Below are 12216 nucleotides of genomic sequence, written 5' to 3'. Positions count from 1 at the left end.
GAAAAGGACATGGTGCCCGACGCGCTCAGCCGCGGGGCGGACGGTTCTTCGCCCGCCACTTGCGAACGACAACGGGAACGAGGGCCGCGATCCCGAGCGCCGCGAAAGCGAGCACCAGATCGCGGGTGACAAGCGCCGACAGCTCGATGCTGCAGGTGCCGGCGGCGGCACAGCCGGGAGAGGCCGCTTCCTGCGCGGCGATGACGCTGTCGAGGCCGGCGCCGATGAAGGCATAGGCATAGGTACCCGGCAGGATGCCGAAGAACGTCGCCGTCACATAGGGGCGCAGGCTCATGCCGAACAGCGCCGGAGCGATGTTGACCAGCCAGAAGGGAAAGACCGGCGCCAGCCGGAGGAACAGGAGATAGTTGAAGGCGTCCTCCCGGAAACCCGCCGCGAGGCGGGAGAGGAAGGGACCGGCACGGTGCTTCAGCGTTTCGCCGAGCGAGGTGCTCGCGGCCAGGAAGATGAGCGCCGCGCCGATGGTGGCGGCAAAGGCGACCAGGGTGCCGCCAAGCGCCCAGCCGAACAGGAAGCCGCCGATGATGGTGAGGAGCGAGGCGCCGGGAAAGGACAGCGCCACGGCCACAACATAGACGCCGACGAAGGCCGCCATGGCGAGCGGCAGGTTGCCCGATACGAAGGAAGTAAGTTCGGCGCGCTCGCGGATCAGGTTCGACAGGCTGAGATATTCGTGAAGGCCGAAGGCGTAGCCAAGCCCCATCGCGGCGGCGATGACCGCGAGCGGCGCGAAGCGACGCAGCGCACCGCCGCCCGCTGGCGGCGGAACCGGTGCCGGTGCATCGCCTTCCTCGCCCTGCCGCATTGCGCCCTCCCCCGTTTTCGCGGTCGCGGCCGCACTGTCCGCGTCCCGTTCAGCCCGCATCGTTCAGCCCCCAGTCGTAATCATATCCGGCGATTCGCGGATTGGCATCGAGCCCGCGACGAAGCCCTGCCCCGGCATGGGCACGCCAATGTTCGCGCAGTTGTTCCCCGGTTCCGAAATCCTCGGAAAACCAGCTGTAGATGCGCGAGGCCCGCACGCCGTCCGCCGTCACCGCGACGCCGCGCCGGTGATTGATGAAGGCGCGGGCGCCCTCGTCCAGCATCCGCTCGAGCGTCGCGCCCGACCAGGCCTCCCGGGCAAGGTTGGGGCAGCCGATGGAGGCGCAGTTGACGGCATAGTGAACGCGCGGCTCCGACCAGCGCTTGCGCAGGATCCCGTGCTCGATGTCGTCGAGCGACAGGTCGCGCCCCTCGACGGCAACCAGGTTCTTGCGCCAGGGGCCGCGGGCGAAAAAGCCCCCGCCAAGGTCGATCTCGCGAATCGAGCGGACGGGGTAGTGGGCGAGCACCACCTGCAGGGTCACGGCATTGTAGAGATTGACCCAGAAGGCAAAGGCATCGTCGCGACCAAGGCCCGACACGCGGGTCGCGGCAAGCGATGCGATGTAGCGATCGAGAGACCCGCCCGCCTCCGCCTTGAAACGGGCATAGCGGACCCGGTTGAGCCCGTCGCGACCGGCAACGACATAGCGTTGCAGCAGATCTGTGAAGGGGCCGTGCGACGGCGCTGCCGCCCTGGCGGCACCGGCCGGCAGCAGGAAGGCGGCGCCCAGTCCGGCAACGAGAGAGCGGCGCGACACCGGCGCGGCGACACCGAAAGCGTGCTCATCCGTGTGCGGAGGCCCTTCGGCCGGGCAGCCTGCCACGTGTCGCATGTCATTGGTCTCCTGTTTCAGCCATCAGGGCGCCGGAGCGGACCAGCCCTTGCGTTCTACCTTCTATCTGGGATGTCGTGAGGCGGAATCGGCCCCTCTCACCGGGAAGTGAAAGGCGCTGGAAGGCTCGTCACCCGCCTGTGAAGCCGGCTCACCGCGACGTGCTCGGGAGCTTGCAGGAAACCGGGAGGAATGGGCCAACCGCGGCGGCGCGGTTTCCCGTCGCAGGACGCCCGCTTGTCGTTGACTTCGGGGTGTTCGGCCCGTATAAGCCCCGCAATCGGGTCGTGCTGACTTTTGCGGCGCCCACGACATCCTTGCCTCTACGGGTCGCGGCCCGGACGGGTGGGGGGATCGACCACCAGACAATTCGAGAACCAGGGCCGCGCGCCCCTCGCGCGCGGGAGAAGAAACAATGAAGCGCACATATCAGCCGAGCCGCCTCGTCCGCAAGCGCCGCCATGGCTTCCGCAGCCGCATGGCGACCAAGAACGGCCGTCAGGTCCTTGCCCGCCGTCGCGCGAAGGGCCGCAAGCGGCTGAGCGCCTAAGCGGGCCCGGCCGGGTTGGCGGTGGAGGAATCGTTTACGTGATCCAGTCCCCGCCGGCCACGACATTGCCAACGCTAAAGAAGCGCGCCGAGTTCCTGGCCACCGCAAAGGGCGGCCGGAGCGCACGGCGGGCCTTTGTCTTGCAGGCCGCGACCGCCGCACGGGCGGACGCAGTGCCGCGCATGGGCTACACGGTCACCAAGAAGACCGGCAACGCCGTAGAGCGCAACCGCATCCGCCGACGCTTCCGCGAGGCGGTGCGCGCCGCAGCCGTGCAGGCGCGCCCGGGCGTCGACTATGTGCTGATCGGCCGCCGCGCCGGACTGTCCATGGATTTCGACACACTGGTGCGCGAGATCGGACACTGCCTGGCCAAGGCGCCAGTGACCGCCGACCCGTCGCAGGACAGGCGTCGCACGGGTCGCACCCCATCCAAAACTCCAGCGAAAAACCGAAGGTGAACGCCGATTATGGCCGACAACCGTAACACGATCCTGGCTATCGTCCTGTCGCTGATCGTCCTGCTTGGCTGGCAGTACTTCATTGCCAAGCCGCAGCTCGAACAGCAGCGACAGGTTGCCGAGCAGCAGGCGGCCGAGCAGGGTCAGCCGGTTACCGGCGATGCCACACCGCAGACCCCGGGCGCGCCCGGCAACGCGGCTACCGGCGCGGCGAGCGTGCCGGGCGGCACGGCGCCTGCAACGACGGCGATGTCCCGTGAAGCGGCGATCGAGGCAACCCCGCGCGTCATCATCGACACGCCGCGCGTGAGCGGATCGATCAACCTGGCGGGCGGGCGCATCGACGACCTCCGGCTGAAGGACTACCGGGAGACGGTCGACGCCTCGAGCCCGACCATTGTGCTGTTTTCGCCGAAGGGCGCACCGGCGCCCTACTACGCCGATTTCGGCGTCACCGCCGATCCGGGCGCGGATGTCGCACTGCCCCAGGCAACCACCGTGTGGACGGCGGCGGACGGCGCGAAGCTGACGCCGCAATCGCCCGTCACCCTGACCTGGGACAATGGCGGCGGGCTTGTCTTCGAGCGCGTCATCTCGATCGATGCCGACTACATGTTCACCGTCGAGCAGCGGGTGCGCAACGAGACCGGCGAGGCCGTCCAGCTCTACCCCTACGGCCTGATCGTTCGTAACGGCACACCGAAAACCGCCGGCTTCTACATCCTTCATGAAGGCCTGATCGGCGTCTTCGGCGAAACCGGGCTTTCCGAGGTCGATTACGAGGACGTCCAGGAAGACGGCCGGGTACGCCCCGCCGCCGTCAGCAACGGCTGGCTCGGCATCACCGACAAGTACTGGGCATCGGCGCTGATCCCGGCGCAGGGCACCGGCTTCCAGCCGCAGTTCTCCTACGCACAGGCGTCCGACAACTTCCAGGCCGACTTCCTCGCCGACCCCGTCCGCGTCGAAGCCGGCGCGAGCGCAACCTCGACAACCCACCTGTTCGCCGGCGCCAAGGAAACAGCCAAGCTCGACGCCTACGAAGAGAACCTCAGCGTCAAGCAGTTCGAGCTGCTGATCGACTGGGGCTGGTTCTACTTCCTCACCAAGCCGCTGTTTTTCGTCATCGACTACCTGTTCAAGGTGGTCGGCAATTTCGGCGTCGCCATTCTTCTCGTGACGGTCGCGATCAAGACGGTGTTCTTCCCGCTGGCCAACAAGTCCTACGTCTCGATGAGCAAGATGAAGCTCGTCCAGCCGCAGATGACCGAGATCCGGGATCGCTACAAGGACGACAAGCAAAAGCAGCAGCAGGCCCTGATGGAGCTGTACAAGAAGGAAAAGATCAATCCGCTCGCCGGCTGTCTGCCGGTGCTGGTGCAGATCCCCGTCTTCTTCGCGCTCTACAAGGTGCTGTTCGTCACCATCGAGATGCGGCATGCGCCGTTCTTCGGCTGGATCCAGGACCTTTCGGCTCCCGATCCCACTTCAGTGTTCAACCTGTTCGGCCTGATCCCCTGGGACCCGCCGCAGATGCTGATGCTGGGCATCTGGCCGCTGATCATGGGCGTCACCATGTTCGTCCAGATGAAGATGAACCCGGCCCCGCCGGACCCGACCCAGCAGATGATCTTCACCTGGATGCCGGTGCTGTTCACCTTCATGCTGGCCTCGTTCCCGGCCGGCCTGGTGATCTACTGGGCCTGGAACAACTCGCTGTCGATCGCCCAGCAATACGTGATCATGCGGCGCCAGGGCGTGAAGGTGGAACTCTGGGACAACCTGAAAGGCTCCTTCAGTCGAAAGAAGGGGGAGGCCGACAGCAAGTCCAAGTGACGCTGGCGGCGCTAAAAGGCCCGATCATGACTGTGGCCCCGGGAACACCCCCGGGGCCTTTTCGTTTGTCCCGGATGGTTCGAGGGTTGCAGCGGCAGCATCCGCTTCCCATTAAGGGTCGAGACGAATGCGGGGAGAGGACCGATGAACAGGATCGCCTGAAGACGGCGCGAGCGACGGCATGCAACGCAACCGCCTCGCGCCCTACCCTGCGGCGGCGAGCCGGCATGGCCGACGTCGCGACACGCGAACCTTTTCCCGATCCGGAGACATCCCCCATGCACGGCCCAGACCCGAGCACGCGCCACCCCCTTGCCGGCGAGGCACATACCGTTTTCCTCAACACGGTGATCACCCGAACGAATATCGAGGTGGGCGACTACAGCTACTATCACGACCCGGATCACGCGGCGGAGTTCGAGGACCGCAACGTGCTCTACCATTTCGACTTCATCGGCGACCGGCTCAGGATCGGGCGTTTCTGCGCGCTGGCAACGGATGTGCGCTTCATCATGAACGGTGCCAATCATCCGATGGACGGCTTCTCCACCTATCCTTTCGCGATCTTCGCCGAAGGCTGGGAGAAGGGTTTCGACATGGCGGAGCTTGTCAGCGCGCATCGCGGCGACACGCTGGTCGGCAATGACGTGTGGATCGGCCGCGGAGCGACGATCATGCCCGGCATCACCATCTGCGACGGCGCGGTCATCGGCGCCGGTGCGGTGGTCGCCTCCGACGTGCCGCCCTTCGCCATCGTCGCCGGAAATCCGGCGCGGGTCGTGCGCATGCGCTTTGACGAAGCCACCATCGACGCCTTGCTGGAGATCGCCTGGTGGAACTGGCCTGCGGAGAAGATAGCGCGGAATCTCGCCGCCATACGCGGCGCCGATCTCGACAAGCTAGCGCAGGCCCGCTAGAGCATCAGGCCGGGTCGCGGCACACGGGACCGCCCGCCGCGACCCGGCACACCCCATGCGAAGCGAGACGCAATGAGCGAGCCGGACAATTCCTTCAAGCCCGACGCCCCCTATACCGAAGGGGAGATCGAGGCCGGCCGGCTGATGTTCCGCCGCCCCTGGGGCTTTGTCACCAGCGTCGCCCATCTCGAGCAGTTGCCGCCCGAAGCCGCCACCGAAGTCGCTTTCGCGGGCCGGTCCAATGTCGGCAAGTCGAGCCTGATCAACGCTCTCACCGGCGTTAAAGGACTGGCGCGGACATCGAACACGCCGGGCCGGACACAGATGCTCAATTTCTTCGCCGCGCCGGAATCCCCTGTCACTCTTGTCGATATGCCCGGCTATGGCTACGCTCAGGCTCCGAAGTCGCTCGTGGATGCGTGGACGGAGCTGGTTTTCACCTATCTCCAGGGCCGCGCGCGTTTGCGCCGTGTCTTCGTCCTGATCGACAGCCGCCATGGCCTAAAGGAGGTCGATCTCAAGGTCATGGGGCTGCTTGATCGCGCGGCCGTCAGCTACCAAGTCGTTCTCACCAAGACGGACAAGATAAAACCGGGTCAATTATTGCGCATCCGGCAGGACACGGCCGAAAGCCTGAAAAAGAGGCCTGCCGCCCATCCGAACATCATCGACACCTCCTCCGAAAAGGGAGCAGGCATCGGGGATGTCAGAGCAGAGATTTACAAGCTTTCGATCGACTGACCGCCAAGAGCAATCAAGAGGCAACGGTCAACCGATCGGCACCGGGGAGTTTACTGGCGTACCCGACAGTCTTACCTGTCGACATGCGTGGCGAATCCCCTCACTTTTAACGTAGCGTAAATTTACTTACGCTATGCCTGCGGAATGAGGGGATAACCGCATGCACGTGGAAGGCAGGAGTGCCACGGACGAGATTGCCGTCCCAGCGACAACCGCGCGGGAAGAAGCGCGCTTGCGCGCGGAGCTCGCAAGCCTCCACCTTGCCGGCAATGCCCCCGACCTCGCCCTCGACCATATCGTCAAGGCCGCCGCGCGGATCACCCGTTGCGAAAAGGCCTTCGTCACCTTTGTGCATGGCAACGACGTGCATGTGCTCGCCGCCGTCGGCAGCGACGTCACCCAGACACCGGCGGCAACGTCGGTCTGCGGCGTCGCCTATCGCGAGGATGCCCCGCTTGTCGTCGCCAACCTGGCGATCGATCCGCGCTTCAAGACATATCCTTACGTCGACATCGACAAGGGCAACCGCTTTTATGCCGGCTTCCCCGTCCGCGTGGAAAGCGGTTTTCCCATCGGCACGCTCTGCGTCATCGACCGGACCGTGCGCGAGGAAGGGCTGACCCCGGACGAGTTCGCGAGCATGCAGGCACTGACGGCGCTTGCCGTGCGCGTGCTCGAAGGCCGTCGGCGTGATGCCCGTTTCGCCGACTATCTGGAGATCGCTTCAGACTGGATCTGGGAGCAGGATGCCGATTTCCGCTTTACCTACCTGTCCTCCAGCGCCCGCGACAATGGCATCGTCATCGACCGTTTCCTCGGCAAGACCCGCTGGGAGGCAGAGAGCGGCAATGGCGAGAGCGCAGCTTTCTGGGAAGCTCATCACGAGCTTCTGAAGGCTCACAAATCGTTCCGCGATCTGCGCTTCCGCTGGTTTTCCGGCGATCAGGAGCGCATCTATTCAATCAGCGGACGGCCGGTCTTCGCGCATGACGGCGGCTTTCTCGGCTACCGCGGCACGGCGCGAAACGTCACCGAGATCGAGCAGGTGCACCGCGAGATCGAGCATATGGCGCGGCACGACCCGCTGACGGGCCTGGTCAACCGCTCGACCTTCGAAAACCGTGTCACCGACGCGTTCCGCTGCTGGCAGGAAACGGGCGCGGAGGCAACGCTGTTCCTGCTCGATATCGACCATTTCAAGCTCGTCAACGACACCTTTGGCCATTCCAGCGGCGACGCGCTGCTGATGGAGGTGGCGGACCGGCTGGCCGCCAGCGTCGGTCCGAAGGCAACCGTTGCCCGGCTTGGTGGCGACGAATTCGCAGTCCTGGAGCCGGACCTTTCGCGCGACGGTGCCATCGCGGAATATGCCGCGGCCCTTGCCCAGGCGATCGGCCGCCCCATTCCGACCGGCCGCGAGAGCGTCGAATGCGGCTGCAGCCTCGGCATTGCCGTCCTGCCCGATCACGGCGGCTCCTTCAGCCAGTTGATGGGCAACGCCGATCTCGCGCTCTACGAGGCAAAGTCGAAGGGCCGCGGCCGTTTCATGATCTTCGACGCGGCGATGCGCCGCGACGCGGATCATCGCAACACCCTGGCGCGTGAGCTGACCGAAGCAGTGGACGGCAAGCAATTCCATCTCGACTATCAGCCGGTGGTCCGTATCACCGACGAGGTCGTGATCGGCGCCGAGGCGCTGATCCGCTGGGATCATCCCGACCGGGGCTGCCTGCAGCCCGGCGCATTTATCGGCGCGCTCGACGGCAGCCGCCATGCCGCCGATGTGGGCTACTGGGTGCTGGAGGAGGCTTGCCGCACCGCGCGGCCCTGGGCGCTGGTCGCGCCAAACGGCTTCCGCCTTTCGGTCAACCTGTTCTCCGGCCAGTTGCGCGACACGCGGCTGGTCAACCGGGTGCGCTCCATTCTCGAGAGCACCGGCTTCGACGGACGCGACCTCGATCTGGAGATCACCGAAAACATCCTGCTCACGCCGAGCGCCGATCTCGTGGAGACGTTGACCAAGCTGAAGCGGCTCGGCATCTCGATCGTGCTCGACGACTTCGGCACCGGTTACGGATCGCTCAATCACCTGCTGCAGTTCCCGATCGACCGGATCAAGGTCGACCGGCAATTCGTCCGCGGCCTGGGCGAGCGCGTCGACTACAACACCGTGACCCATGCAGTTGTGAAGCTCGCCGTCGATCTTGGCCTGAAGGTAACGGCCGAAGGGATCGAGACCGAGGAGCAGAAGAACTTCCTCGCCCAGATCGGCTGCAGCGACCTGCAGGGTTTCCATTTCTCCCGCCCGGTCGCGGCGAACAGCATTCCGCGCCTGATCGAGGCCGGCTCCTTCTCCCGAAGGCAAGACGACGGGCCCGACCCCGCGCTCGCGCCGGCGCAGGCGCTGCGACATGAACCGCAGAGCGACGACGCGCTGAAGGTCGGCGCCGCCTGATCCGGCAGGCCGCATCGCCGGGCCATCATTGAGCCCTTTTGTGAAAGCAGCTATAGACCGGTCAAGCGCCTGTGCGCGGCCCGCGAAACAGTCCGAGAGCTCCCTCCCGACATGACAGACACCGCTCCGATCAATCCCGCCAAGGTGATTTCCACGGCTCTGCCGCACATGCTGCGCTACGACGACCAGGTCGTGGTGGTGAAGTATGGCGGCCATGCAATGGGCGACCCGGCGCTGGGCAACGCCTTTGCCCGGGACATCACCCTGCTGCGCCTGGCCGGCGTGCTGCCGGTGGTGGTGCATGGCGGCGGCCCCCAGATCGGCTCCATGCTCGACCGGCTCGGCATCAAGAGCGAGTTCAGGAACGGCCTGCGCGTCACCGACAAGGCGACGGTGGAGATCGTCGAGATGGTGCTGGCTGGCTCGATCAACAAGGAAATCGTCCACCTGATCAATGCCGAGGGCGGCAAGGCCGTGGGCCTGTGCGGCAAGGACGGCAACATGGTCACGGCGGAGAAGCTGCAGCGGCGGGTGCGCGATCCGAATTCCGCCATCGAGCAGGTTCTCGACCTCGGCTTCGTCGGCGAACCAGCATCGGTCAACCCCACCGTTTTGCGCCTGGTCATGAAGGAGGAGCTGATCCCGGTGGTCGCTCCGGTCGCACCGGGCGCCGACGGCGAGACCTACAACATCAATGCCGACACGTTCGCCGGCGCGATCGCCGGCGCGCTCGACGCCAAGCGGCTGCTGTTCCTCACGGACGTGCCGGGCGTGCTCGATGCCAATGGCAAGCTGATCAAGGAGCTGACCGTCAGCCAGGCTCGCGCGCTGATCGAGGACGGCACCATTTCGGGAGGCATGATCCCCAAGGTGGAAACCTGCATCGAGGCGCTGGAGCGCGGCGTCGAGGGCGTCGTCATCCTCAACGGCAAGGTGCCGCATGCGGTGCTGCTCGAGCTGTTCACCGACCAGGGCGCGGGGACGCTCCTGCGTCCATGACCCCCGACGAAAGGGAAGGCCTCCAGGCGCACGAGCAGGACCTGCGCGTCTTTACCGGCGTGGAGGCCTGGGTCTTCGACCTCGACAACACGCTCTACCCGCCAAGCTCCGACCTGTTCTCGCAGATCGACGTGCGCATTTCCGACTATATCGCCCGTCATCTGGGCCTTTCGGCGGAGGACGCGCGCCTGAAGCAGAAGGCGTTCTACCGGGACTACGGCACCACCTTGCGCGGGCTGATGATCGAGCACGACATCGAGCCGGACGCCTTTCTCGAATATGTCCACGACATCGACTATTCGCCGGTTGCACCGAACCCGGCACTCGGCCGCGCCATCGCCCGGCTGCCGGGCAGGAAGTACATCTTCACAAACGGCGACCGCCCGCATGCGGAACGCACGGCGGCGCGGCTGGGCATCGCCGAGCATTTCGACGATATTTTCGACATCGTCGCCGCCGGCCTGCTGCCGAAACCGAACCTGGAAACCTACAACCTGTTCATCGAGAAGACCGGCGTGTCACCGGTGCGCGCGGCCATGTTCGAGGACCTTTCCCGCAATCTCGCCGTTCCGCACGGGCTCGGCATGCGCTCGGTGCTTCTGGTGCCGGAAGGCACGCGCGCCGTCTTTCGCGAGGAATGGGAACTGGAAGGCCGCAATGCGCCGCATGTCGACTTCGTCACCGACGACCTCACCGGCTTCCTGAATGCTGTGCTCGGTGCCATCAACGCGTAGGCCAAGCAGAAGATGGGACTGAACCTGGTCCGGAGGCTCGGCCGGCCGGCGAACGCCGCCTCGCGCACCGAACGCCTGCTGCACAGGACGCTGCCGCTCGTCTACCGGCGTCTCGGCAAGGGCGTGCTGGCGCGGGCGGCGGTCGAATTCCTCGCCTTCGGCATCAAGCAGGCCTATGCCTGCATCTATGGCGCGCTGCTGCTGGCGCTGATCCTGGCGACCCGCTTCTGGTATCCCGACGGCATCGCCCTCGCCCGCTACGACTTTCTGTTCCTCGCCGCCCTCGCCATCCAGGCATGGTTGCTCGCCGCCCGTTTCGAAACGCTGGACGAGGCCAAGGTGATCCTGATCTTCCATGTGGTGGGGACCGCGATGGAAGTCTTCAAGACCGCCGCGGGCTCCTGGATCTATCCGGAGGAGAGCTTCTTCCGCATCGGCGGGGTGCCGCTCTTTTCCGGTTTCATGTATGCCGCGGTCGGCAGCTATCTCGCCCGCGTCTCCCGCATCTTCGACTTCGCCTATTCGCGCTACCCGCCGCTATGGACGACCTGGCTGCTGGCGCTGGCGATCTACGTGAACTTCTTCAGCCACCACTACACGCTCGATATCCGGCTTGCCCTGTTTGCCGCCCTCTTCCTGCTCTACGGGCGAACCTGGGTGCACTATTCCGTCTATCGCTACCGACACCGCATGCCGCTGGTGCTGGGCTTCTTCCTGGTGGCGCTGTTCATCTGGCTGGCCGAGAATATCGGCACCTTCGCGCGGGCCTGGCGCTATCCCGACCAGGCAAACGGCTGGACGCTGGTCTCCCTGGCCAAGCTCAACGCCTGGGTGCTGCTGATGATCATCTCTTTCGTGCTGGTAACGCTCGTCAACCGGCCGAGGACGGAAGGACAGGCCGCGGATCGGTAAAGGCGGAGAGTTCGGCGGCCAGGCATTCGATCAGCACGCGCACCCGGCAGGGCTGCACAACGCTTGGCGGATAGACGATCTGCAGCGCGGTGCGGCCGTGGGAATAGTCCTCGAGCAGTTCGACCAGGGCGCCGGTCGCAAGATCCTCTTCCACGTCGCGGATCGACTTGAGGGCGATGCCGTGCCCGTCCCGGCACCATTGCCGCACCAGCCCGCCGTCATTGGCGACGCGGCGGCCGCGTACGGCGACCTTGCGCGTCTTGCCGTCGATCAGGAACGGCCATTCCCGGTCGAGATTGCCGCCAAAGCGCATCAGAATGCAGTCGTGGCCGGAAAGATCGTCGGGATGCTCCGGCATGCCGTTCGCCTCAAGATAGGCGGGTGCCGCGCAGACGACACGCCGGTTTTCGCCCAGCGACCTTGACCGCAAGGCGCTGTCGGCAAGCAGCCCGTGCCGGATCGCCAGATCGAGGCCCTGGCCGGCGAGATCGAGATAGCCGTCGGTGAGATCGAGATCGACGCTCACGTCCGGATGCCGGGCGAGAAACGCATCGATGATCGGCACGACACGGCGGCGACCGAGGTCCTCCGGGGCGCTCATGCGGATCGGCCCGGAAATCCGCTCGGCGCCGTAGCGGATGCGGTCCTGCAGTTCCTCGGCCTCGGTCAGCAGCCGGCGCGCTCCCTCGACAAGCAGGGTGCCCTCGTCGGTCAGGCGCAGGCTGCGCGTCGTGCGCAGCAGCAAGGTCGCACCATAGTGGCGCTCAAGTGCTGCAAGCCGCTCGGAGACCGTGGCCGGCGACAGGCCGAAATCACGTCCTCCGGCGGCCAGTCCGCCCTTTTCGACGATGCGCAGGAAGAGAGCCAGAGTGTCGAGCATCATTGTTCGA

General features: G+C 65.6%; 12 protein-coding genes. 9 read left to right on the top strand and 3 right to left on the bottom strand.

Annotation, left to right across the window (positions count from 1 at the left end; all coding sequences use genetic code 11):
* Positions 1-25 precede the first annotated feature (25 nt).
* Positions 26-826, bottom strand: coding sequence for a TVP38/TMEM64 family protein (locus ACQY46_RS07225; RefSeq protein WP_428699582.1), 801 nt, complete (start codon positions 824-826; stop codon positions 26-28).
* Between the two features lie 49 nt (positions 827-875).
* Positions 876-1721: a DUF547 domain-containing protein gene (locus tag ACQY46_RS07220; RefSeq protein WP_428699581.1), complete on the bottom strand. Its 846-nt coding sequence runs from the start codon at positions 1719-1721 to the stop codon at positions 876-878.
* Between the two features lie 415 nt (positions 1722-2136).
* Between ACQY46_RS07220 and rpmH the strand changes: the two genes are divergently transcribed.
* The 9 genes from rpmH (at position 2137) to ACQY46_RS07175 (ending at position 11326) form a co-directional block, all read left to right on the top strand.
* A complete protein-coding gene (gene rpmH, locus ACQY46_RS07215) occupies positions 2137-2271 on the top strand; it encodes a 50S ribosomal protein L34 (protein WP_067220180.1) in 135 nt (44 codons plus the stop codon).
* Positions 2272-2309: 38 nt separating this feature from the next.
* Positions 2310-2732: a ribonuclease P protein component gene (rnpA, locus tag ACQY46_RS07210; protein ID WP_428699580.1), complete on the top strand. Its 423-nt coding sequence runs from the start codon at positions 2310-2312 to the stop codon at positions 2730-2732.
* Between the two features lie 9 nt (positions 2733-2741).
* The gene (yidC, locus tag ACQY46_RS07205) at positions 2742-4568 is read left to right on the top strand and encodes a membrane protein insertase YidC (protein ID WP_428699579.1); all 1827 of its coding nucleotides are present in this window, start codon (positions 2742-2744) and stop codon (positions 4566-4568) included.
* A 227-nt stretch (positions 4569-4795) separates the two neighbouring features.
* Positions 4796-5485, top strand: a complete 690-nt coding sequence (locus tag ACQY46_RS07200; RefSeq protein ID WP_428699578.1) for a CatB-related O-acetyltransferase — start codon at positions 4796-4798, stop codon at positions 5483-5485.
* Between the two features lie 144 nt (positions 5486-5629).
* Positions 5630-6226 carry a ribosome biogenesis GTP-binding protein YihA/YsxC gene (yihA, locus tag ACQY46_RS07195; RefSeq protein ID WP_428700431.1) on the top strand — a complete coding sequence of 199 codons (597 nt, stop codon included), beginning with the start codon at positions 5630-5632 and terminating at the stop codon, positions 6224-6226.
* 232 nt (positions 6227-6458) lie between these two features.
* On the top strand, positions 6459-8681 hold the full coding sequence (locus ACQY46_RS07190; RefSeq protein WP_428699577.1) for a sensor domain-containing phosphodiesterase: 2223 nt from the start codon (positions 6459-6461) through the stop codon (positions 8679-8681).
* 111 nt (positions 8682-8792) lie between these two features.
* On the top strand, positions 8793-9680 hold the full coding sequence (argB, locus tag ACQY46_RS07185) for an acetylglutamate kinase (protein WP_428699576.1): 888 nt from the start codon (positions 8793-8795) through the stop codon (positions 9678-9680).
* Positions 9677-10414, top strand: coding sequence for a pyrimidine 5'-nucleotidase (locus tag ACQY46_RS07180; RefSeq protein WP_428699575.1), 738 nt, complete (start codon positions 9677-9679; stop codon positions 10412-10414). Before argB ends, ACQY46_RS07180 begins: the two co-directional genes overlap by 4 nt.
* A gap of 12 nt (positions 10415-10426) precedes the next feature.
* Positions 10427-11326 carry a DUF817 domain-containing protein gene (locus ACQY46_RS07175; RefSeq protein WP_428699574.1) on the top strand — a complete coding sequence of 300 codons (900 nt, stop codon included), beginning with the start codon at positions 10427-10429 and terminating at the stop codon, positions 11324-11326.
* On the opposite strand, the gene ACQY46_RS07170 is transcribed toward ACQY46_RS07175, so the two are convergent.
* On the bottom strand, positions 11286-12209 hold the full coding sequence (locus ACQY46_RS07170; RefSeq protein ID WP_428699573.1) for a LysR family transcriptional regulator: 924 nt from the start codon (positions 12207-12209) through the stop codon (positions 11286-11288). The genes ACQY46_RS07175 and ACQY46_RS07170 overlap by 41 nt on opposite strands.
* Positions 12210-12216: the final 7 nt, after the last annotated feature.

The sequence above is a fragment of the Stappia sp. genome, assembly GCF_965276915.1.
Taxonomy (GTDB): Bacteria; Pseudomonadota; Alphaproteobacteria; order Rhizobiales; family Stappiaceae; genus Stappia.
This window is presented reverse-complemented; position numbering and strand designations above follow the sequence as displayed.